This is a genomic window from Laribacter hongkongensis DSM 14985 (assembly GCF_000423285.1).
Taxonomy (GTDB): domain Bacteria; phylum Pseudomonadota; class Gammaproteobacteria; order Burkholderiales; family Aquaspirillaceae; genus Laribacter; species Laribacter hongkongensis.
In genome coordinates, this window is sequence record NZ_AUHR01000007.1 from 20,625 (window position 1) to 42,516 (window position 21,892).

At 65.1% G+C, this 21,892-nt stretch carries 27 protein-coding genes; 9 read left to right on the forward strand and 18 right to left on the reverse strand.

The features are described from left to right. Positions 1-10: 10 nt before the first annotated feature. The 3 genes from G542_RS0108315 to G542_RS0108325 form a co-directional block, all read right to left on the reverse strand. Complete coding sequence (locus G542_RS0108315; RefSeq protein WP_012695701.1) at positions 11-799, reverse strand: ABC transporter ATP-binding protein; 789 nt, start codon at positions 797-799, stop codon at positions 11-13. Beyond that, the gene (locus G542_RS0108320; protein WP_012695700.1) at positions 796-2,781 is read right to left on the reverse strand and encodes an AMP-binding protein; all 1,986 of its coding nucleotides are present in this window, start codon (positions 2,779-2,781) and stop codon (positions 796-798) included. The genes G542_RS0108315 and G542_RS0108320 overlap by 4 nt, the downstream gene beginning before the upstream one ends. A 123-nt stretch (positions 2,782-2,904) precedes the next feature. Further along, positions 2,905-3,750, reverse strand: a complete 846-nt coding sequence (locus G542_RS0108325) for a 3-hydroxyacyl-CoA dehydrogenase family protein (RefSeq protein ID WP_012695699.1) — start codon at positions 3,748-3,750, stop codon at positions 2,905-2,907. A gap of 152 nt (positions 3,751-3,902) precedes the next feature. Between G542_RS0108325 and G542_RS16355 the strand changes: the two genes are divergently transcribed. The 4 genes from G542_RS16355 to G542_RS0108345 all read left to right on the forward strand — a co-directional run bounded on the left by G542_RS16355 (position 3,903) and on the right by G542_RS0108345 (position 8,082). Next, positions 3,903-4,316, forward strand: coding sequence for a MerR family transcriptional regulator (locus G542_RS16355; RefSeq protein WP_012695698.1), 414 nt, complete (start codon positions 3,903-3,905; stop codon positions 4,314-4,316). A gap of 65 nt (positions 4,317-4,381) precedes the next feature. After that, positions 4,382-5,569, forward strand: a complete 1,188-nt coding sequence (locus G542_RS0108335; protein WP_027823866.1) for an acetyl-CoA C-acyltransferase — start codon at positions 4,382-4,384, stop codon at positions 5,567-5,569. Positions 5,570-5,633: 64 nt separating this feature from the next. After that, positions 5,634-7,427: a sensor histidine kinase gene (locus G542_RS16360; RefSeq protein ID WP_012695696.1), complete on the forward strand. Its 1,794-nt coding sequence runs from the start codon at positions 5,634-5,636 to the stop codon at positions 7,425-7,427. After that, on the forward strand, positions 7,405-8,082 hold the full coding sequence (locus tag G542_RS0108345) for a response regulator transcription factor (RefSeq protein ID WP_012695695.1): 678 nt from the start codon (positions 7,405-7,407) through the stop codon (positions 8,080-8,082). Before G542_RS16360 ends, G542_RS0108345 begins: the two co-directional genes overlap by 23 nt. Here G542_RS0108345 and G542_RS0108350 read toward each other — a convergent pair. After that, positions 8,070-9,044 carry a c-type cytochrome gene (locus G542_RS0108350; RefSeq protein WP_012695694.1) on the reverse strand — a complete coding sequence of 325 codons (975 nt, stop codon included), beginning with the start codon at positions 9,042-9,044 and terminating at the stop codon, positions 8,070-8,072. The genes G542_RS0108345 and G542_RS0108350 overlap by 13 nt on opposite strands. A gap of 194 nt (positions 9,045-9,238) precedes the next feature. Between G542_RS0108350 and rstA the strand changes: the two genes are divergently transcribed. The 5 genes from rstA (at position 9,239) to G542_RS0108375 (ending at position 13,088) form a co-directional block, all read left to right on the forward strand. Beyond that, on the forward strand, positions 9,239-9,961 hold the full coding sequence (gene rstA, locus G542_RS0108355) for a two-component system response regulator RstA (protein WP_027823867.1): 723 nt from the start codon (positions 9,239-9,241) through the stop codon (positions 9,959-9,961). 73 nt (positions 9,962-10,034) lie between these two features. After that, complete coding sequence (gene rstB / locus G542_RS0108360; protein WP_012695692.1) at positions 10,035-11,348, forward strand: two-component system sensor histidine kinase RstB; 1,314 nt, start codon at positions 10,035-10,037, stop codon at positions 11,346-11,348. 312 nt (positions 11,349-11,660) lie between these two features. Then, a complete protein-coding gene (locus G542_RS0108365) occupies positions 11,661-11,879 on the forward strand; it encodes a hypothetical protein (RefSeq protein ID WP_012695690.1) in 219 nt (72 codons plus the stop codon). Positions 11,880-11,901: 22 nt separating this feature from the next. Continuing rightward, positions 11,902-12,675, forward strand: coding sequence for a TatD family hydrolase (locus G542_RS0108370; RefSeq protein ID WP_012695691.1), 774 nt, complete (start codon positions 11,902-11,904; stop codon positions 12,673-12,675). Between the two features lie 65 nt (positions 12,676-12,740). Further along, a complete protein-coding gene (locus tag G542_RS0108375) occupies positions 12,741-13,088 on the forward strand; it encodes a protein tyrosine phosphatase family protein (RefSeq protein ID WP_027823868.1) in 348 nt (115 codons plus the stop codon). Between the two features lie 45 nt (positions 13,089-13,133). Here G542_RS0108375 and G542_RS0108380 read toward each other — a convergent pair whose 3' ends face one another. The 14 genes from G542_RS0108380 to hisD all read right to left on the reverse strand — a co-directional run bounded on the left by G542_RS0108380 (position 13,134) and on the right by hisD (position 21,885). Then, positions 13,134-13,496: a DUF2069 domain-containing protein gene (locus G542_RS0108380; protein ID WP_012695688.1), complete on the reverse strand. Its 363-nt coding sequence runs from the start codon at positions 13,494-13,496 to the stop codon at positions 13,134-13,136. Next, positions 13,493-14,236, reverse strand: a complete 744-nt coding sequence (gene tatC / locus G542_RS0108385; RefSeq protein WP_012695687.1) for a twin-arginine translocase subunit TatC — start codon at positions 14,234-14,236, stop codon at positions 13,493-13,495. Before tatC ends, G542_RS0108380 begins: the two co-directional genes overlap by 4 nt. Continuing rightward, entirely contained in the window at positions 14,233-14,754 is a 522-nt protein-coding gene (tatB, locus tag G542_RS17505; RefSeq protein ID WP_012695686.1) for a Sec-independent protein translocase protein TatB, read from the reverse strand. The genes tatC and tatB overlap by 4 nt, the downstream gene beginning before the upstream one ends. Positions 14,755-14,756: 2 nt before the next feature. Next, on the reverse strand, positions 14,757-14,978 hold the full coding sequence (gene tatA, locus G542_RS0108395) for a Sec-independent protein translocase subunit TatA (RefSeq protein ID WP_012695685.1): 222 nt from the start codon (positions 14,976-14,978) through the stop codon (positions 14,757-14,759). Positions 14,979-15,044: 66 nt separating this feature from the next. Beyond that, on the reverse strand, positions 15,045-15,368 hold the full coding sequence (locus G542_RS0108400; RefSeq protein ID WP_027823869.1) for a histidine triad nucleotide-binding protein: 324 nt from the start codon (positions 15,366-15,368) through the stop codon (positions 15,045-15,047). Positions 15,369-15,401: 33 nt separating this feature from the next. Next, on the reverse strand, positions 15,402-15,728 hold the full coding sequence (locus G542_RS18495; RefSeq protein WP_012695683.1) for a phosphoribosyl-ATP diphosphatase: 327 nt from the start codon (positions 15,726-15,728) through the stop codon (positions 15,402-15,404). A gap of 75 nt (positions 15,729-15,803) precedes the next feature. Further along, a complete protein-coding gene (gene hisI, locus G542_RS18500; RefSeq protein ID WP_012695682.1) occupies positions 15,804-16,220 on the reverse strand; it encodes a phosphoribosyl-AMP cyclohydrolase in 417 nt (138 codons plus the stop codon). After that, positions 16,217-16,981 (reverse strand): imidazole glycerol phosphate synthase subunit HisF, encoded by a 765-nt coding sequence (hisF, locus tag G542_RS0108415; protein ID WP_012695681.1) that lies wholly within the window; start codon positions 16,979-16,981, stop codon positions 16,217-16,219. Before hisF ends, hisI begins: the two co-directional genes overlap by 4 nt. Before the next feature lie 33 nt (positions 16,982-17,014). Further along, positions 17,015-17,353, reverse strand: a complete 339-nt coding sequence (locus G542_RS0108420) for a GlpM family protein (protein WP_027823870.1) — start codon at positions 17,351-17,353, stop codon at positions 17,015-17,017. A gap of 46 nt (positions 17,354-17,399) precedes the next feature. After that, positions 17,400-18,149, reverse strand: a complete 750-nt coding sequence (gene hisA, locus G542_RS0108425) for a 1-(5-phosphoribosyl)-5-[(5-phosphoribosylamino)methylideneamino]imidazole-4-carboxamide isomerase (RefSeq protein ID WP_012695679.1) — start codon at positions 18,147-18,149, stop codon at positions 17,400-17,402. Between the two features lie 122 nt (positions 18,150-18,271). Beyond that, positions 18,272-18,928, reverse strand: coding sequence for an imidazole glycerol phosphate synthase subunit HisH (gene hisH / locus G542_RS0108430; protein ID WP_027823871.1), 657 nt, complete (start codon positions 18,926-18,928; stop codon positions 18,272-18,274). Then, the gene (hisB, locus tag G542_RS0108435; protein WP_012695677.1) at positions 18,925-19,518 is read right to left on the reverse strand and encodes an imidazoleglycerol-phosphate dehydratase HisB; all 594 of its coding nucleotides are present in this window, start codon (positions 19,516-19,518) and stop codon (positions 18,925-18,927) included. Before hisB ends, hisH begins: the two co-directional genes overlap by 4 nt. Position 19,519: 1 nt before the next feature. Next, positions 19,520-20,584 carry a histidinol-phosphate transaminase gene (gene hisC, locus G542_RS0108440; RefSeq protein ID WP_012695676.1) on the reverse strand — a complete coding sequence of 355 codons (1,065 nt, stop codon included), beginning with the start codon at positions 20,582-20,584 and terminating at the stop codon, positions 19,520-19,522. A gap of 2 nt (positions 20,585-20,586) precedes the next feature. Further along, positions 20,587-21,885: a histidinol dehydrogenase gene (hisD, locus tag G542_RS0108445; RefSeq protein ID WP_012695675.1), complete on the reverse strand. Its 1,299-nt coding sequence runs from the start codon at positions 21,883-21,885 to the stop codon at positions 20,587-20,589. Positions 21,886-21,892 lie beyond the last annotated feature (7 nt).

Below are 21,892 nucleotides of genomic sequence, written 5' to 3' on the forward strand. Positions count from 1 at the left end.
CCGCTCCCAATCAGTGTGACGTTCCGAGATAGGCCGCGATCACGGCCGGATTGCGCTTGACCTCGTCGGGCGGGCCGTCGCCGATTTTCTTGCCGTAATCGAGCACGACCACCCGGTCGGAGAGGTCCATCACCACACCCATGTCGTGCTCGATCAGCACGATGGTGGTGCCGAAGGCATCGTTGACGTCGAGGATGAAGCGGCACATGTCCTGCTTTTCCTCGACGTTCATGCCTGCCATCGGCTCGTCCAGCAGCAGCAGGGTCGGCTCCATTGCCAACGCCCGGCCGAGTTCCACCCGCTTTTGCAGACCGTAGGGCAGGCGTCCGACCGGTGTCTTGCGGATCGGCTGGATTTCCAGGAAGTCGATGATTTCCTCGACCCGGCGGCGGTGGCGCATTTCCTCGCGTTCGGCCCGGCCCCACCACAGCGCCTGCTCCAGCAGGCCGGCGTGCATTTTCTGGTTGCGGCCGGTCATGATGTTGTCGAGTACCGACATGCCCTTGAACAGGGCGATGTTCTGGAACGTGCGGGCAATGCCCTGGCGGGAAGCCAGATGCGGGCTCATGCGCTCGCGCACCCGTCCTTTCCAGCGCACCTCACCTTCCTGCGGGTGATAGACACCGTTGATGACGTTGAGCATCGAGCTTTTGCCGGCACCGTTGGGGCCGATGATGGCGAGGATTTCATGTTCACGGACATCAAGGCTGATGTCGGTCAGCGCCTTGACGCCACCGAAGCGCAGCGAGATGTGGCTGGCTTCGAGGATGACGTCGCCGATTTGACGGTGCGGATTCATGCAGCCACCTCCATGGCAACGGTACGGGCAGCCTCGATGGCCAGATCGGCGCGCAGCCAGCCGCTGCGTCCATCCTCGAACCTGACCTGGGTTTCGATCACGCCCCGGGCGTGGTTGCCGTACAGCGCGGCGATCAGGTCGGCATAGCGCTCGGCCACAAAACGGCGGCGGACCTTGCGGGTGCGGGTCAGTTCGCCATCGTCGGCATCCAGCTCCTTGTGCAGCAGCAGGAAACGGTGGACCTGCGAACCGGCCAGCCGCGGATCGGCAGCCAGGTCGCGGTTGACCTGCTCGATGCAGTCGCGGATCAGTTCATAAACTGCCGGCTGGGCCGCCAGGTCGGTATAGCCGGTGTAGGCCAGCCCGCGACGCTCGGCCCAGTTGCCCACGGCCTCGAGGTCGATGCTGACAAAGGCGGTGACAAAGTCGCAGCCGTCGCCGAAGGTGACGGCTTCCTTGATGAAGGGGAAAAACTTCAGCTTGTTTTCAAGGTATTTGGGCGCAAACAGGGTGCCGTCGTTCAGGCGGCCGACATCCTTGGCGCGGTCGATGATGCGCAGGTGCCCGTCATCGTCGAAAAAGCCGGCGTCACCCGTCCGCACCCAGCCGTCGGCATCCCGGGTTTCCTGCGTGGCGTCCGGGCGGTTCCAGTAGCTGTGGAAGGTACCGGGACTGCGGAACAGCACTTCGCCGCTGTCGTCCAGCTGTACTTCCACGCCGGGTGCCGGCCGGCCGACGCTGTCGGACTTGACCTCGCCGTTGGGCTGCACGCACACCATGACGTAGGCTTCGGTCGAACCGTAAAGCTGTTTGATGTTGATGTTGAGGGCGCGGTAGAAGGCAAACAGCTCGGGCCCGATGGCTTCACCGGCGGTGTAGGCCAGGCGGATGCGCGAAAAGCCCAGCACGTTCTTGACCGGGCCGTACACCAGCCAGTCGCCCAGCCGGTAGCCCAGCCGGTCCCAGAATCCGACCGTTTCCCCGTCAACGATGCGGACGCCGACCCGGCGGGCGTGGGCCATGAAATAGCGGAACAGCCAGCGCTTGATGCGGCCGGCGTCTTCCATGCGGATGGAGACCTGCGTCAGCAGGTTTTCGAATACCCGCGGCGGAGCGAAGTAATAGGTCGGCCCGATTTCGCGCATGTCGGTCATCACGGTTTCCGACGATTCGGGGCAGCTGACGCAAAACCCGCACACCAGCGACTGGGCAAACGAGAACAGGTTGTCGCCTACCCAAGCCATGGGCAGATAGGCGAGGACTTCTTCGCGGTCGGTCAGTCCTTCGAGCCCGGCCGCTCCCCGGGCGGTATGGATCATGCTGTCGAAAGTATGTACCACGCCCTTGGGCTGGCCGGTGGTGCCGGAGGTATACAGCATGATGGCCATGTCGCTGCCACGGGAGGCATCCACCATGCCGGTGTAAAAGAGCGGGTGCTGCTCGTGAAACAGCCGTCCCTCGCCAAGCAGGGTGTCGCAGCTCATCAGGCCCGGTGCATCATAGTGGCGCAGGCCGCGCGGATCGTCGTACACGATCAGGCGCAGGTCCGGCAGGCGGTCACGGATCTCCAGCAGCTTGTCGACCTGCTCCTGGTCTTCGACCACGGCCACGCTGATGCCGGCATCGGCCAGTACGAACACCATCTCGTCGGCCACGGCATCCTGATATAGCGGCACCGGCACACCGCCAAGGCTCTGGGCCGCCAGCAGGCTCCAGTACAGTCGCGGCCGGTTGTCACCGATCACGGCCAGCCGCTCACCGCGCCCGAAACCGTGCGCCGCCAGCCCGCAGGCCAGCGCCTGCACCTCGTCGGCCACCTGTTTCCAGTTCCAGCTCTGCCAGATGCCCAGATCCTTTTCGCGCATGGCAGGTTGCTGGCCGCGTACGTCGGCGTGTTGCCGCAGCAGTTTGGGAAACGTGTCGGGGGGAGCGGGCGCCGTGGTGCGCCGATGCCCTTCCGGCAGATCAAGCGGATTGGCCATGCACTATCTCCTCGTGATGGATGACACCTCTTTGGGCGTATTACATTTACGTGAACGTAAACTTGTGGGCGCAAGCTAAACCACCCGAACAGCATGCGCAAGCCTTTTCGATGCGGCAGCGCATCACCGGTCGTAGCGGTAAAACCCGCGCCCGCTCTTGCGTCCAAGCCAGCCAGCCTCGACATGACGGACCAGCAGCGGACACACGCGGTATTTGCTGTCGCGCAAGTCATGCCACAGCACGTCCATGATCGCCACACAGGTATCCAGCCCGATCAGGTCGGCCAGCTTCAGCGGTCCGAGCGGATGCGCCATGCCAAGGGTCATGACCTGGTCCACCGCCTCGACAGTCGCCACGCCCTCATGTACGCAAAAGGCCGCCTCGTTGATCATCGGCATCAAGATTCGGTTGGACACAAAGCCCGGCGAGTCATTGACGCTGACCGGTTCTTTGTCCAGTTGTCGCGCCAGCGCCACGGTGGCTTCATGCACCGCATCGCTGGTCTGGCTGGCGCGGATCACCTCGACCAGCTTCATAACCGGCACCGGATTCATGAAATGCATGCCGATCACCCGCTCCGGCTGTGGCACTGCGGCCGCCAGCCGTGTCAGAGCAATGGAAGACGTGTTGCTGGCCAGAACCGCTGCCGGCCCCACGACCCGGGCTGCGTCAGCCAGCAGGCGCAGCTTGAGTTCCGGCCGCTCGGGGGCCGCCTCGATCACCCAGTCGCAGCCGGCCAAGGCCTCCATGGCAGACACCGGCTCGATGCGGTCCAGTACGGCAGCCGGGTCAAGGGCGCTGCGGGAAGCCAGTCTGGCAAGACTCGCCTCCATGCCGGCCCGGGCACGCTGCAAGGCGGCGTGGTCCACATCCAGCAACCGCACGGACAGCCCGGCCTGGGCACACACCTGGGCAATGCCGCTTCCCATCTGGCCAGCTCCCAGCACGGCGATTGTCGGCAATTTCATGGCGCTCCCCTTCTCTTGATTGACACCGGCACGCTAATATACGTTTACGTTAACGTCAATTTTGAAATTCATGCGTTCATTACAACTCCATAACAGCCGCGCGCGAAATGTTGCAACGCGATAAAATCGCCTTTCAAAGCAGGAGCAGCAGCATGAGCGGTTTGGACAAGACCTACACCATCAGCGAACTGGCACGCGAATTTGACGTTACCACCCGCACCATTCGCCACTACGAAGACCAGGGCCTGATTGCGCCGGAACGCCGGGGGCAGCACCGCATTTACTCGCGCCGCGACCGTACACGCCTGTTGCTGACGCTGAGAGGCAAGCGCATCGGCCTCACACTCCAGGAAATCCGTGAGCTGTTCGGCCTGTATGACGCTGCCTATGACGATGCACCGCAACTGATGGAATTCCTCAAGATCCTCAGCCAGCGTGAACAACGTCTGATGCAGCAGATCGAGGACATCAATGTCGTGATGCGTGAAGTACAGTCGCTGCGGCAGACCTGTGAACGCCTGCTGGAAAAGCGTACCGGCGGCCCGGGCTCGCAAACCGACGATTGATGTGCCACTGGCAGGTGGCTGTTTGCCGCAAAGTTTCCGTTTACGTAAAAGCAAAGGAGAAAAACATGTCTTCCACCGATCCGGTCGTGATTGTTGCCGCTGCCCGTACCCCCATCGGCGGTCTGCAGGGCAGCCTGTCCAGCCTGCCCGCCAGCGCTCTGGGAGCCGCAGCCCTGGCCGAAGTCGCCCGCCGCGCCAGCATCGCCAGCGAAGCGGTCGACGAAGTCATCATGGGCTGCGTACTGCCGGCCGGGCAGGGGCAGGCTCCAGCGCGTCAGGCTACCCTGACAGCAGGACTGTCGCCGCATGTGCCCTGCACCACGATCAACAAGATGTGCGGCTCCGGCATGAAGGCCGTGATGCAGGGACACGACGCCCTGCTGGCCGGCAGCGCCCGCATCGTGCTGGCAGGCGGCATGGAAAGCATGTCGAACGCACCTTACCTGTTGCCGAAAATGCGTACCGGCCAGCGTCTGGGGCACGGCGTGACTCAAGACCACATGTTCCTCGACGGGCTGGAGGACGCCTACGAAAAAGGCACCCTGATGGGTGTGTTTGCCGAACGCTGCGCCCGGCACTACGGCTTTGGCCGCGAGCAGCAGGACGACTATGCCCGGCGCTCGCTCGAACGCGCCCTGCACGCACAGCAGACCGGTGCGTTTGCAGCCGAAATCGTCGGCGTCGATCTCGTACAGCGCCATGGCCACACCCGCATCGACCAAGACGAACAACCGCTCACGGCCCGCCCGGAGCGGATCGCCAGCCTGAAGCCGGCCTTTGCCAGCGACGGCACCGTCACCGCGGCCAACTCCAGCTCCATTTCCGATGGAGCTGCTGCCCTGGCACTGATGCGCCAGTCGGAAGCCCTGCGCCGGGGCCTGACTCCCCTGGCCCGCATTGCCGGTCATGCCAGCTTTGCCCATGAGCCGCCTTGGTTTACCACCGCTCCCGTGTTCGCCGTCCGGAAACTGCTGCAAAAACTGCAATGGCAGCCGCAGGACGTCGACCTGTACGAAATCAACGAAGCCTTTGCCGTCGTGGCACTGGCCGCCTTGCACGAACTGGAGCTGGATCCTGCCCGGGTCAACGTCCATGGCGGCGCCTGCGCCCTCGGTCACCCGATCGGCGCCTCCGGCGCCCGCATTCTGGTCACCCTGCTGCATGCGCTGGAACACCGGCAGATGCAGCGCGGCGTGGCCTGCCTGTGCATCGGTGGCGGCGAAGCTACGGCCGTAGCCATCGAACGGCTCTGACCAGCCAGGAAGTCGCGGTGGACAGTGCTACACTGCGCGCCGTACCGGTTGCTTGTCATAAAAAATGCCGCGACTTTTCCCTTTTGTCCTGATTCTTGCCGGCCTGTTGTCCGGCAACGGTTTCATCCTGCCCGCTGCCCGGGCCCAGACCGTCACCATCGGCGTCCTGGCCTGGCAGGGCTCCCGGGCGGCCGAGCAACGCTGGCAGCCGTTGCTGGAGCAGTTGCAGCAACAGCTGCCGGCCCATCAGTTCCGGTTGCAGCCGCTGGACCCGAACGGCATGGAACGCGCCCTGAGCCGCCGGCAACTGACGTTCCTGATCACCAACCCCGGCCACTATGTCGACATGGAAGCCCGCTTCGGCCTGTCGCGCATCGCCACCGAGCAGATCGACTCCCCGCCCAGACCGGAGCAGGTGGTCGGCTCGGTGCTGGTCATCCGGGCAGACCGCAACGACATCAAGACACTGGAAGACCTTGCCGGCAAGACCGTGGCAGCCGTCTCGCCCGAAGCATTCGGCGGATACCAGATTTTTGCCGCCGACTGGCAGCAGCAGCTTCCAGACCACCCGGCTCCACCGACCATGCGCTTTACCGGCTATCCGATGCAAAGCGTCGTGGATGCCGTCCTGACCGGCGAAGCCGATGCCGGCGTCCTGCGGACCTGCCTGCTGGAAAGCCTGGAACACAGCGGACAGCTACCGGCCGGACGCCTTCGCCCCGTTGTCACCCGTGACATTCCCGACCTGCCCTGCGCGTCCAGCTCGATCCTGTTTCCGGGCTGGGCCTTTGCCAGCACGCCGCATACCCCGCCGCAGCTGGCGCACGACGTGGCACTGGCGCTGTACCACCCGCCTGCCTCATCGTCCACCGCCCCGCGCTGGAGCGTGCCGGCCGACTACCTGCCAGCCCATGACGTACTGCGCACCCTGCGCATCGGCCCTTATGCCGGGCTGGCCTACGACAGTCCGCTGATCCTGTTCCAGCGCTTCTGGCCTTGGCTGGCCGCTGCACTGGCCTTCATCCTGTTCTGGCTGGGCTACACCGTTCATGTCGAACGGCTGGTACGGCGCCGGACCGAAGCCCTCGGAGCCGCCGAGGCCGAACGCCAGCGCATGGCGGCCAGACTGCACGTCCAGCAGGCCGAGGTCGAACACCTGGGACGGCTGTCGCTGCTCGGAGAAGTCGCGGGCACCCTGGCCCATGAACTCAACCAGCCACTGGCCAGCATTGCCAATTACGCCGACAGCCTGCCAAGACGGGCGGCCAGCGGCCAGTTAACCGATGCCGCCACCCTGACCGCCGCCCAGGCCATCGCGGCCGAAGCACGCCGGGCCAGCAGCGTACTGGCCGGCATCCGTGCCCTGATCCACAAGCGTCCGCACGTACGCGAGCTGCACGGGCTGGATACCCTGGTGCGGCAGAGCGTCGAACTGTTCCGCACGCTGATGCCGCATGCACCGCCGGTCCGCGTCCACACCCGGCAGCCTCCCGGCCAGGCCTTGCCGGTCAGGGTCGATCCGATGCAGATCCAGCAGGTCATCCTCAACCTGCTGAAAAACGGCAGCGATGCCCAGAAAGACAATACGTGTGCACTGGATGTCCTGGTCGACCTGCATGAGACTCCCTATCGGGTCAGCGTGCGCGACCATGGACCGGAAATCACGCCGGAAACCCTGGCGCGCCTGTTCGAGCCATTTTTCACCACCAAGCCGGACGGACTGGGACTGGGGCTGTCCATCTGCACCACCCTGATCGAAGCGCACGGCGGCCACCTGACCGCTGCGCCCAACACCCCGGCGCCCGGCCTGTGCCTGACTTTCACCCTGCCCCCGCATGACCACCACTCTTCAGACTGAATGCCTGCCCGTCGCCCACATCGTGGACGACGACGAGCCGTTCCGGCAGTCACTGACGTTTCTGCTGGAATCCTCCGGCTGGTCCACCGTCGAATACGATTCGGCCGCCGCCTTCCTCGCGGCCGATCCGCCCTATCCGGGCGCCGGCTGCCTGATCCTCGACATCCGCATGCCGCGCATGAACGGACTGGAGCTTTACCAGGAGCTGGTCCGGCGCGGCTCGACCTTTCCGGTCCTGTTCATGACCGGGCACGGTGACGTTGAACTGGCCGTTGAAGCCATGAAGGCCGGCGCTACGGATTTCCTGCAAAAACCGTTTCGCGAACAGCAATTGCTGACCGCGCTGGAATCAGCCCACCGTCACGGCCAGATGCGCCAGCGGCTGCGTGACAGCCGGCAGCAGGCACAGGACCGGCTGGACCGGCTGACACCGCGTGAATACGAAATCGCCTGTCTGGCAGCCGCCGGCCATCCGAACAAGCGCATCGCCGCCCAGCTCGGCATCAGCGAAAAAACCGTGCATTCTCACCGGCTGAACCTGATGGACAAGACCGGGGCCGGCAATCTGGCCGACCTCGTGCGGCTGGTGATGAGCGCCGCTCCGGAGGCGCTCTCCCGGCAGGCCGAAGCCGGTCAGCCGCTTCAGTTGGGCTGACGCTTTTTGGCCGCCTCCAGGAGCGGCGGATACGGACCGAAACGGTGCTGGTCAGCCGGTGCGCCGTCAACGTAGGGCGGGAAGGCGGCATCGACCGGCTTGTTCCAGCGGGCCGGGAAATCCTTGTCCAGACCGGCCTTGACCGGGCGCGGCTGCGACAGGACATAGGCCGCCACATCGAATGCCTCGTCATCGGTCAGGACCGGTGCCTTGAAGGTGGTGCCCTGCGGCATGTTGTGACGGATGAAGCGGGTGGCGGTCAGCAGGCGGTTCATGCCGGCACCGTTGTTGAAACTGTCCTTGCCCCACAGCGGCGGAAACACGTACCCCTGCGCCGAACCCGCTGCGCCGGCACGCACGCCCTGACCATCCGGCCCGTGACAGGCCACGCACTGCGCCTGGTAAACCTGCCTGCCGGCAACCAGGTCGGCACGGCGGTCGGGCACCCTGGTCGCCTTGGTGGCGGCACCTTCAACTTCCTGACCGACCGGGATGCCTTGCGACAGGAAATGGATATAGGCCACAAATGCCTTCATTTCATCCGAGCCCAGCGGCAGCGGCTTGCCGTTCATGCTGCGCTCCATGCAGCCGTTGACGCGCTCTTCGATGGTGCTGACGGCATCTTCGCGTGCCCGGTACTGCGGGAAGCTGGCAAAGGCGCCGACCCACGGAATGGCATAGGGCTTGGTGGCGCTGTCCTGGTGGCAGGACGTGCACGACAGGTTGTTGCCGGCATAGCGCATCTTCGGGTTTTTCACTTCCGGCCCGATATGGGCAAACGTGCGGGTGGCCAGCTCATGCCCGCGCCGCACCAGCTTGCCGTAGGCGTCATCCTTGAGGGTATCGAGACTCGGTACCGGCCGGTCGATCAGCGAGATTTTCGCCGGGGCATTGTCGGCCCAGGCCAGCGGGGACAGGAGTCCGGCGGCCAGCAAAGTACAGGTCAGGCGGGAGGTCGGCATGGTGGTTTTCCTTGTTATGTTCGGTCCGGCAATCAATGCGCGAACAATATCCCGCCTGCCGCTACGGGATAATCGGCGCAATTGCCGGGAGGACTCGGTAAAACTACTGGTATGCCGATTGCAGGTTCACTGCCCACGTCCGTCACACAAATCGTTACAATCAGGCCATCGAGCACTCACCGGGAAAATCTGCCGTGAACCCGCGCATCACCTTTGTCGAAGACGACGCCGAACTCGCCGAACTCATCAGTGACTACCTGCGCAGCTACGGGCTGGACGTCACCGTGATCGACCGCGGCGATACGGCATTCGATGCCATTCTGGCCGCCCCTCCCGATCTGGTCCTGCTCGACATCATGCTGCCGGGCAAGGACGGCCTGACCCTGTGCCGCGAACTGCGCGGCCAGTACCAGGGGCCGATCGTCATGCTCACCTCGCTCAACAGCGACATGAACCAGATCCTCGGCTTCGAGCTGGGTGCCAACGACTACGTGCTGAAAACCACGCCGCCGTCCGTCCTGCTGGCCCGCCTGCGCGCCCACCTGCGCCAGGCCGCCAGCAGCCCCGACACGCCCGTGGTGGCTGTGCCCACGCCCAAGGGCGCGCGCATCCTCGACTTCGGTTCGCTGCAGATCGACCACATGAACCGCACCGTGCGCCTGTGCGGCGAAACCATCGCCCTCTCGACCGGCGACTTCGACCTGTTGTGGGAGCTCGCCAGCCACGCCGGCGAAGTGCTGACGCGCGAAGACCTGCTCTACAAGCTGCGCGGCGTGCACTACGACGGGCTGGACCGTTCGGTCGACGTCGCCATTTCGCGCCTGCGCAAGAAGCTCGATGACGACACCGCCGACCCCAAGAAGATCAAGACCATCCGCCACAAGGGCTACCTGTTCGCCAACGACGTCTGGCACTGACTCCCTGCCAGCTCCGCGGCCGCCGGCTCCGTGCCGGTGACCGCCGTCCTTTCCGGCCTGCTCCGGTCCGCCCATGCGCAAACTCTTCCTGCAGTTCTACCTGACCGTCGTTACCAGCTTCCTGTTTTCGGTACTGGTGGTCGGCGCCATCTACAAGAACGTGGTGCAGAACACCACCCAGCGTTACCTGGTCGACATTTTCGAAACGTCGCTGTACCTGATCGAGCGCGAACTGTCCGACTATCCGGAAGCCGAGTGGGAGGACGCGCTCAACAACATCCGCAGCCGCATTCCGCTGCCGGTCGAAATCGAGCCGCTGGATACCTTCGTGCTGTCACCGGCCAACCAGAAGGCCTTACAGGAAGGCAGCATCATCCGGCTGGAAGACAGCAACCTCTTCCTCCAGCGCATTCCGCACAGTGACTATCTGGTTGCCATGGGACCGGTCAGCTACTTCCACTACGTCGGCACCCTGCAATGGATCGACGTGCTGGCCGTGCTGTCGCTGTGCCTGTCGCTCGGCATCCCGACCTATCTGTGGATCCGCCCGCTGTGGAAGCACGCGCGCGAGCTGTCGCAGGTGTCGCAGAAGCTCGGCAACGGCGATTTTGCCGCCCGAGCCAGCCTGCCGGAAGCATCGGCGCTGGTGGATCTCGGCAAGACCATGAACGGCATGGCCGGCGACATCGAAGAACTGCTGGCCAGCCGCAAGGTCATGATCAATGCCGTGTCGCACGACCTGCGCACACCGATCGCCCGCCTGCGCTACCGGCTGGAGATGCTCAAGGGCCTGTCCGAAGACAACCCGATGACCGACAAGGTGATCGGCCAGATCAACCGGGAACTGGACCAGCTCAACGACATGACCGACGAGCTGCTGCTGCTGGGCAGCCTTGAGCGGCAGGAGCTGGACATCCACACCCAGCCGGTCACGCTCAAGCCCTGGCTGGCGGAAATCCTGGGCGGCTTTGACTGGGGTGAGCATCCGGTCGTATTCCACTGCGACCTCGCCCCTACGGCACAGGTACTGGGTGATCCCTACTATCTGGGGCGGGCGGTCAGCAACCTGCTGGTCAACGCCCGCCGCCACGCGGGCGGGCAGGTGGCCCTGACGGCCCTGTGGCAGGACGGCCAGGTCGTCCTGCACATCGACGATGATGGTCCGGGCATTCCGGCCGACAGCCGTGAGCAGGTCCTCAAGCCCTTTACCCGGCTCGATGCTTCGCGCAACCGCAAGACCGGCGGCTACGGACTGGGGCTGGCGATCGTCACCCGCATCATGCACTGGCACCGGGGTGAAGTACGGATCGACGAAGCACCGGAGCTGGGCGGCGCGCGCCTGACCCTGAGCTGGCCTTCGCCACTGACATTGCCCCCGGCAGCCTGACCGGCCGGCCGTGCAATGCCCCTGGCCGCAACACCGGATCGCCCGGTACGCTCCGTACCGGCGCGGATCATCTCCTCTCCGGTACTCCCCGGCCCGGCATGATGCCAGCAGAGCTGGCGTGACCGCTGGAACCGGCCGAAAGACGCATCTCCTGGAACAAGGACCGCACACGACCAGCGACCGGGCGCTACGCGACGTTACATCCGCCGACATTTTGCCGCTGGCAGACCGGCCGCTCCGGCAGGAATAATCCGTCCATCCTCGCCGGAGCCATGACATTCCGGCGGCTGTCGCCCTGTCCGGAGTCCTGCCATGTCCAACATGCTGCTCGCCCTGCTGGTTGCTGCCGGTCTGGCCACACCCGGCGCCCAGGCAGCCAAGCCATCGCCCTATCATTCCGGTCTGGACCGCGTCCGTACCGAGAAAAAAACCGTACGCCGCACGCCACCACCACCGGTGGCACCGCTCCAGCGCCCCGCACCACCGCCAGTCACCACGGCCGCCGTCCTACCTGCCCGCCCGGCGCAGTAAGCCACGGGCTACACTGGCAGGCATGGACTTCATCGATACCCACTGCCATCTGGATGCCAGGGAATTTGACGCCGACCGCGACCAGGTCGCCGCAGCCGCCCGCGCAGCCGGCATCCGGCAACTGGTAGTGCCCGCCATCACCTGTGCAGGATTTTCCCGGGTCCGGGCCATGCGTGAGCAGCATGGCTGTGCCGTGGCATTCGGCCTGCATCCGGTGTATCTGCTGCAACACCAGCCCGCCGACCTCGACCGGCTCGACGAATGGCTGGCCCGCGAGCAGCCGTGTGCCGTCGGCGAAATCGGACTGGACTTCCATCTGCCGGAGCTGGACCCGGCCCGGCAGGAATACCTGCTGACCGAGCAGCTGCGGCTTGCCCGCCGCCATGACCTGCCGGTCATCCTGCACGTGCGCCGCTCGGTTGACCGAGTGCTGAAATGCCTGCGCCAGCAGCGCATCGGGCGCGGCATTGCCCATGCTTTCAACGGCAGCACGGAACAGGCTCAGGCCCTGATCCGCCAAGGGTTCAAGCTCGGCTTTGGCGGCGCCATGACCTACTCCGGCAGCCAGCGAATCCGGCGGCTGGCCGCCAGCCTGCCGCTGGACAGCATCGTGCTGGAAACCGACGCGCCCGACATTCCACCCGCCTGGGCTCCGCGCAGCGAACCGGCCTTCATCGCCCGCTACGCTGCCGAACTGGCCAGCCTGCGCGGCATCAGCATCGAGGAAGTGGCCGAAGCAACCAGCGCCAATGCCCGCGCTGCGCTCAACCTGCCAGCCCCTGCGCCGGTCGGGTAAACCGCCCGGCATGACGAACGCCGCCTATACCGGAAACCTGTCATCCGTTTTCGAGGTTTCGGTCCATGGGGCTTTCCATCACTGCTCTGGCGGACGACTACGCCGTTGCTCCGCAGGTCACGCCGGCCGACCTGCCCGGTCTGGCAGCCCAAGGCTTCCGCACCCTGATCAACCACCGTCCCGACGGTGAGGGCGGCGCAGCCCAGCCACGCCATGAAGAACTGGCCAAGGCCGGCATGCAGAGCTTCTACATTCCGGTCGTGCCACACGCCATGCAGCCCGCCGATGTAGTCCGGCTGGAACGGGCACTGGCAAATGCACCGCGCCCGGTGCTGGCTTTCTGCGCCACCGGCCAGCGGGCCACGGCAGCGTGGCAGGCCTGGCAGGCCCGACAGCAAACCGGCGATGACTGAAAGGTCATCGCCGGCTGGAACCGCTTGCGGAAACTGCCCTGGCCGTCAGCGCACCGGCACTCCGGCCAGCCGGGCGTACTTTGCATAGAACACTGCGCTGGCGAAAAACACCAGACACAGCAGGATTTCGCCCCATGCACACAGGCGCGACAGGGGATCAAGATCCGCCCACGCCCGCATGACGCCTTCGGCAAAGAAGAACAGGATCGCCATGCTGGCCCACTGGTAGGTATACACCCGGCCGCGCAGCACGCCGAACAGCGGCAGCAGCAGCAGTACGGCCTTGAGCGCCAGCAAGCTGCCGCCCTCGCGCAGCGGAGCCAGCCACAGCTCCCACGCCAGCGTCAGCAGGATCAGCGCGATCAGGCTGGTGATGGCACTCCAGTGCAGCAGGGTTACCCGGTTCATGCCGGCGTATCCTCGGCTCCGGCCCTGGACTGGCCCTTGCCCAGCCAGACTGACAAGATGATGCCGAATTCGTACAGCAGCCACAGCGGCACGGCGAGCATGATCTGGCTCAGCACGTCCGGCGGCGTCACGATGGCCGCCACGATGAAGGCGCCCACGATCACGTACGGCCGGCCCTGCCGCAGCTTTTCGACCGTCAGCACGCCAAACCGGGTCAGCAGCACCACGATGACCGGCACCTCAAAGGTGATGCCGAAGGCGAGGAACATGCCGAGGACGAACGACAGGTACTTGTCGATGTCGGTCATCATCGACACCCCGGTCGGCGTCACTGCGGTCATGAAGCCGAAGACCACCGGAAAGACGAGGAAATAGGCAAAGGCCATGCCGAGCACGAACAGCAGGATCGACGAAGCCATGACCGGCACGATCAGGCGCTTTTCGTGGCTGTAGAGCCCTGGCGCGATAAAGGCCCAGATCTGGTACAGCGTGTTGGGCAGCGCCAGCACGAACGCCACCATCATGGTCACCTTCATCGGTACGAAGAACGGCGTGGTGACGTCGGTGGCAATCATGTTGGTGCCGGCAGGCAGCACGTCCATCATCGGCTTGGCCAGCAGGGCGTAAATGTCGCCCGACCAGTGAAACAGCACCACGAAGATGACGACGATGCCGATGATGGCGCGGACGAGCCGCTGGCGCAGCTCGATCAGGTGCGCCACAAGAGGTTGTTCGGTCATGCGGAAGTCTGCGGTTTGGTGTCGCCGGCAGCCGCCGGAGGGGGCGTTCCGGCCTGCGGCCGGGCCTCGAAGAGGTCAAGCTGTTCTTCGCTGCGGGCGGGCGCATCCCCGTCAGCCGGTACGGCATCCGGTGCCACGGCGGCCCGGGCGGCCTCGGTGGCAGCCGCCAGCTCGTCGGCCGTAGCCGTGACAGCGTCCTGCACGGCCTGACCGGCTTCGGCCACCGGTTCGGTCAGGTCCTGGCGGACCGATTCGACGGATGCCTGCACTTCATCGACCTGCCGGGTCACACTGTCCCGCAGGTTCTGTGCGGCACTGGTGACCTCGGCCCCGAGCTGCTTGAGCTCGCTCATGCTGGTTTCGCGCTGGATGTCGGCCTTCACGTCATTGACGTAACGCTGCATGCGCCCGACCAGTGCCCCGAGCGTGCGGGCCACCGAGGGCAGCTTTTCCGGCCCGATAACCACGAGGGCGACGATGCCGATCAACAGCATCTCGCCAAAGCTGATGTCGAACACGGTTACTTCTTGTCAGCCGGCTCGGCGTCGATCACCCGGCCGCCTTCTTTCTGGGCAGCCGGCGGTGTCTGGGCGGCGTCTTCGCCCTCGCTCTTCATGCCTTCCTTGAACCCCTTGACGGCGCCGCCCAGATCCTGGCCGACGTTACGCAGCTTCTTGGTGCCGAAAATCAGCACGACCACCACCAGAACAATGACCCAATGCCAAATGCTGAAAGAACCCATGATTTTATCTTTCTGTACGACTTGGCCAGCCGGAGCTGGCCGGAACGGCGGAAAACGTGGCGGATTTTACTGCGGTTGACCGAGTACGTGGATGTGCAAGTGGAAAACTTCCTGCCCGCCGGCATGCCCGGTGTTGATCTGGGTCTTGTAACCGGCAGTCAGTCCGTGCTCGCGCGCCAGCCGGGCCGCCACGGCCAGCAGATGTCCCAGCAACGGAGCATCGGCTGCCTCGACCTCCAGCAGGGAGGCAATGTGACGGTGCGGAATCACCAGCAGGTGCACCGGTGCCTTGGGCTGGATGTCGTGAAACGCGACGCACTGGTCGTCCTGATAGGCCAGGGTGGCCGGGATGTCGCCAGCGGCGATCTTGCAGAAGATGCAGTCACTCATGCGGTGCGGTCCTTGCGATGCAGGCAGAGAAGTTCAGGAAGTTTGCCGCGAGGCTTTTTCGTCGTGTCCGGAGATGCCTTCGCGGCGCTTGAGTTCGGCCAGCACGTCTTCCGGGCGCAGGTTGTGGTAGGCCAGCAGCACGAGCGAATGGAACCACAGGTCGGCCGTTTCGCGTACCAGGTGCAGCTTGTCACCGTCCTTGGAGGCCATCAGCACTTCGGCCGACTCTTCGGCGACCTTTTTCAGGATCGCGTCTTCGCCCTTCTGGAACAGGCTGGCGACATAGGACGAACTGGAAGCCGCGCTTTTGCGCGCCTCAAGGGTATCGGCAATGCTGTACAGCACGTCGGACTGGATCATGGTCGGCCTCGCGGTTGGAATGGGAAAAGCGCCGTCAAGTGTACCCTGCCCCCGCTCGTCGCGGGGGGCAGGGGCTCAGGATGCCTTGGTCGGATGACCGTACACGTCTGCCGGATTTTTGAGTACCGGCTCGACCACGTGCCAGCCGCCCTTTTCCAGCCGGCGGTAAAAACAGGATTCGCGCCCGGTGTGGCAGGCCACGCCGCCGGTCTGTTCGACCGTCAGCAGCACGGCATCACCGTCGCAGTCCAGACGGATGTCGCGCACGGTCTGCCGGTGACCGGATTCTTCTCCCTTTTGCCACAGGCGGTTGCGCGAACGGCTCCAGTAGTGCGCGACATGCGTGTCGGCTGTCAGCTCGAGCGCCTCGCGGTTCATCCACGCCACCATCAGGATGCGGCCACTGGCAGCGTCCTGGGCGATAACGTTGACGAGTCCCTGCTCGTTCCAGTGAACGAGTTCCAGCCAGTCTTGCGGGTGGGTATTGCTCACAGTCGCACCTCGATTCCTTGGGATTGCATGAGTTCCTTGGCCTGCCGCACGGTGTAGTCGCCAAAGTGGAAAATGCTCGCCGCCAGTACGGCGTCGGCATGTCCCTCCTTGATACCGTCAACCAGGTGCTGCAGGTTGCCGACGCCCCCCGAGGCAATCACCGGGATATCCACGGCATCGCTCACGGCGCGCGTCAGCGCTAGATTAAACCCTATCCGGGTGCCATCGCGATCCATCGAAGTAAGTAGGATCTCGCCCGCCCCCAGTTCCTGCATCTTGCGCGCCCATTCCACCGCATCCAGCCCGGTCGGCTTGCGTCCGCCGTGGGTGAAGACTTCCCAGCGGTCGTTGTCCGGCGTCACCGCCTTGGCATCCACCGCCACCACGATGGCCTGCGAGCCAAAACGTCCGGCCGCCTCGGCCACCAGCTCCGGATGGGTGACTGCCGACGTATTGATCGACACCTTGTCGGCTCCGGCGTTCAGCAGCCGGCGCACATCCTCGACCTGCCGCACGCCCCCCCCGACGGTCAGGGGGATGAACACCTGCTCGGCCACCGCTTCGATCACGTGCAGGATGATGTCACGGGCGTCGGAACTGGCCGTGATGTCGAGGAAGGTCAGCTCGTCGGCACCCTGCTCGTTGTAGCGGCGGGCGATCTCGACCGGGTCACCGGCATCGCGCAGACCGACGAAATTGACGCCTTTCACCACGCGGCCGGCGGTCACGTCGAGGCAGGGAATGATGCGTTTGGCGAGCATGTACTTCTTTCAGACAGGAAACAGGATCAGGGATCAGGCCATCAGCCGGCTCCAGCCGGCCACGAGGCACCAGGCCAGCACCAGCCAGACGACCGTGGCTGCCAGCAGCACCGGCAGCAGGGACAACCGGCCGGCCAGCAGCCAGACGGCCAGCAGATAGCCGGCATACGGCACCAGTGCCGCCAGACCGAACAGGGCGGTGGCCTTCAGCGCCGCGGCTCCGCGCTCACCCCCGACCACGGCGTGCGCGATCAGGGCAAAAGTCGGAAACAACGGTACCAGCCCGGCGAGGTAATAGTGCCGGCTTTTCGACAGCCAGGCGATCAGCAGCACGGCCAGTGTGCCGAGCCCGGCCTTGGCAAGCAGCATCATCGCCCGGCTACCGGACTGCCCCGGAACCGGCAGCAGGCCGCCGGCATCAGACCTCGGCGGACGACAGCTGGTCAGCCAGCGCCTGTGCCGCCTGGAAGTCGAGCGTGCCTTCGTAGATGGCCCGGCCGGTAATGGCACCGGTCACCCCCTCGCTTTCGACGGCACACAGGGCGCGCACGTCGTCGAGGTTGGTCAGGCCGCCCGAGGCGATCACCGGAATCGACAGGGCCTGCGCCAGCTTGACGGTCGCCTCGACGTTGACGCCGGACAGCATGCCGTCGCGGCCGATGTCGGTATAGATGACCTCGGCCGCACCATAGTCCTGGAAGCGGCAGGCAAGATCGATCACGTTCTGGCCGGTCAGCCTGGCCCAGCCGTCGATGGCGACGTTGCCGTCCTTGGCATCCAGCCCGACGATCACCTGTCCCGGAAACGCGTCGCAGGCATCGCGCAGGAAGCCCGGCGTCTTGACGGCGGCGGTACCGATGATGACGTAGGACAGGCCGGCGTCGAGGTACAGCTCGATGGTGTCGAGGTCACGGATGCCGCCCCCCAGTTGTACTGGAAGGTCGTCCGCCACCTCCTTGAGGATGGAGCGGATCACGCCGAGGTTTTTCGGTTTGCCGGCAAAGGCGCCGTTGAGGTCGACAAGGTGCAGGCGGCGGGCACCCTGGTCGCGCCAGAGGCGGGCAACTTCAACCGGGTTGTCGGAGAACACCGTGGCGTCCTCCATCAACCCCTGGCGCAGACGAACACACTGACCGTCTTTCAGGTCGATGGCGGGAATGAGCAGCATGGCAGCGATATGGATGAAAAACCGGGGTCGCGGTTTCAAAAGACCGGCGCGGCGCCGGACCCCGGATCGCCTCGCCCGCCGGGCGCCCTGCGCCCGCAATCGTTGTCGGACCGGTCGGGCGGTCAGCCCGCCTGGCCGTCCCAGTCGACAAAATTCCTCAGCAGCTGCAAACCGGCATCAGTGCTTTTCTCCGGATGGAACTGGGTGGCAAACACGTTGCCGCCACCGATGACGCTGGCAAAGGGTTGCGGATAATCCGTCAGGCCCAGCGCCAGTTCCGCACGGGCCGGAGCCATGTAATAACTGTGTACGAAATAGAAACGGGCCGCATCGTCCACGCCGGCAAACAGCGGGTGCGGACGGACCTGGCGGACTTCGTTCCAGCCCATGTGCGGCACTTTCAGGCGCGCACCGTCGGCCGTGGTCTGGCCACTGGCAAAGCGGCGCACGTTGCCCGGGAAAAATCCCAGCGCCGGGGTATCGCCTTCCTCGCTGTGCTCGAGCAACAGCTGGGCACCTACGCAGATGCCGAAAAACGGCTTGCTGCGTGCAGCGTCCAGCACAGCCTGCCGCAGGCCCGAGGCCGCAAGCTCCGCCATGCAGTCACGCATGGCGCCCTGGCCGGGAAACACCACCCGGTCAGCGGCGGACACAACGGCCGGATCGGAGGTCAGCATCACTTCGGCACGGCGGCCGGCCACATGGCCCAGCGCCTGCACGACCGAACGCAGGTTGCCCATGCCGTAATCCACCACGGCGATACGGTTGCTGGCACTCATGCAGTCAGGGTTCCTTTGGTCGACGGGGTGACACCGGCCATGCGCGGGTCTGGCTCCACGGCCATCCGCAGCGCCCGGCCGAAAGCCTTGAAGATAGTCTCTGCCTGATGATGGCTGTTGATGCCGCGCAAGTTATCGATGTGCAGGGTCACCATGGCATGGTTGACGAAGCCGTGGAAGAACTCGGAAAACAGGTCGACATCAAAGCTGCCGATGGTGGCGCGGGTATAGTCGACGTGGTATTCCAGCCCCGGCCGGCCGGAGAGGTCAAGCACCACGCGCGACAGCGCCTCGTCCAGCGGCACATAGGCATGACCGTAACGGCGGATGCCTTTCTTGTCGCCGATGGCACGGGCAAACGCCTGTCCCAGCGTGATGCCGAGATCCTCGACCGTGTGGTGGGCATCGATGTGCAGGTCGCCCTGCGCGGTGATGTCGAGGTCGATCAGGCCATGGCGGGCAATCTGGTCGAGCATGTGTTCCAGGAACGGCACGCCGGTATCAAAGCGGGCCTGCCCGCTGCCGTCGAGGTTCAGGCTGACGGTAATCCGGGTTTCCAGCGTGTTGCGGGTAACGGTGGCTTGGCGCATGTCAGGATTTCATCGAGGAAAGCACCGCCAGCATGGCGGCATTGTCGTCCGGCGTACCGATGGTCAGCCGCAGGCAGTTATCGAGCAGGGGATGCACCCCGTGCAGGTTCTTGACCAGGATGCCGGCCGATTGCAGCGCGGCAAAGGCCGCGCGCGCATCCGGCAGGCGCAACGTCAGGAAGTTGGCCTCGCTTGGCCAGACCCGTACGTTGGGCAGCTCCAGCAGGGCCGCCAGCAGCCGGCCGCGCTCCTGGCACAGCGTTGCGGCCTGCGCGGCAAACACCTCCAGATGGCGCAGGGCAAAGCGCGCCGTCACCTGCGTCAGCAGGTTGACGTTGTAGGGCGGACGCACCTTGTCGAGCTGGCTGATCCACTCCGGCGTACCGGCGGCAAAGCCGAGCCGGATGCCGGCGAGTCCCAGCTTGGACAGCGTGCGCATCACCACGAGGTTGGGCCAGCGCCCCACGTCCGGGAGGAAGCTGTCGTCGGCAAAGGCGGCGTACGCTTCGTCGACCACCACCAGCCCCGGTGCCGCCTCGATGATACGGATCACCTCGTCGCGGGCAAAACGCGGCCCGGTCGGGTTGTTCGGATACGCCACGAACACCACGGCCGGCTGATGCGCCTCGATGGCGGCCAGCATGGCCGGCAGGTCCAGCGCAAACTCGTCGGTCAGCGGCACGCTGACGTAACGCATGCCGCTGAACACGGCGTTCATGCGGTACATGACAAAAGCCGGCTCGACCGACAGCACGGTGGCGCCTGGCCGGGCCAGCGTCTGGGTGATCAGCGTGATGATTTCGTCCGAACCGTTGCCAAGGAGCAGCGGCATGCCGGCCGGCACGCCAAAAGCGGCGGCCAGCTCTTCTTTCAGTCCGCCGCCGGACGGATCCGGATAACGGTTGAGCGCGGCCTGCGCCAACTCCTGCGCCAGTTCGTCGCGCAGGGCAGCCGGCAGTTCATACGGGTTTTCCATTGCGTCGAGCTTGCGCATGTCGCGCGCCGGTGCCACGTGGTAGGCCGACAGCTCGGCAATTTCGGGACGGACCCAGTCGGTTGCAGCCATGGTCATTCCTCCATCCGGTATTCGGCCGAACGGGCGTGCGCCGTCAGTCCTTCGCCGTGTGCCAGCACGCTGGCAATCCGGCCCAGTGCCCGGGCGCCGTCCTGCGACACCCGGATCAGGCTGCTGCGCTTCTGGAAGTCGTACACGCCCAGCGGACTGGCAAAGCGGGCCGTGCGGCTGGTCGGCAGCACGTGGTTGGGACCGGCACAGTAATCACCGAGGCTTTCCGAGGTGAAACGGCCAATGAAGATGGCGCCGGCATGGCGCAGCTGCGGCAGCCAGGCATCGGGGTCGGCCACCGACAGCTCGAGGTGCTCGGGGGCAATCTGGTTGGCAATGGCACACGCTTCGGCCAGGTCGGCCACTTCAATCAGGGCACCGCGGTTGCGCAGGCTGGCTTCGATGATGGCGCGCCGCGGCATGCCGGGCAGCAACCGGTCGATGCTGGCCTGCACCCGGTCAAGGTAGGCGGCATCCGGGCAGAGCAGGATTGCCTGGGCGATTTCGTCGTGCTCGGCCTGGCTGAACAGGTCCATGGCAATCCAGTCCGGATCGGTGCTGCCGTCGCACACCACGAGGATTTCCGACGGGCCGGCCACCATGTCGATGCCCACCACGCCGAACACCCGGCGCTTGGCGGCGGCGACATAGGCGTTGCCCGGTCCGGTGATCTTGTCCACGGCCGGGATGGTGGCCGTGCCGTAAGCCAGTGCCGCCACGGCCTGTGCGCCGCCGACGGTGAAGGCGCGGCTGACGCCGGCGATATAGGCGGCGGCCAGCACGAGGTCGTTGCGCTCGCCGCCGGGTGTCGGCACCACCATGATGATCTCTTCGACGCCGGCCACGTGCGCGGGCAGGGCGTTCATCAGCACCGACGACGGATAGGCGGCCTTGCCGCCCGGCACGTAGATGCCGACGCGGTCCAGCGGCGTCACCTGCTGGCCCAGCACGGTGCCGTCGGCTTCGGTGTAGGACCACGAACCGGCCAGCTGCTTTTCGTGATAGCGGCGCACCCGTTCGGCTGCGGCCTGCAATGCTTCTCGGGTGGCAGACGGCAGGCGGTCGAACGCACTCCTGAGCTCGTCGCGGGTCAGTTCCAGCGCCGCGGCACTGGCCACCTCAAAGCGGTCAAAGCAGTGGGTATATTCCACCAGAGCAGCATCGCCACGCTGTTTCACGTCTTCGACAATGCCGGCCACGGCGGTATCAACAGCCGGGTCCTGGGCGGATTCGAATGCCAGCAGCGAGGCCAGCGCGTCGGCAAAGCCGGCGCTACGGGTGGAAAGTCGACGAACAGTCATAATGCAC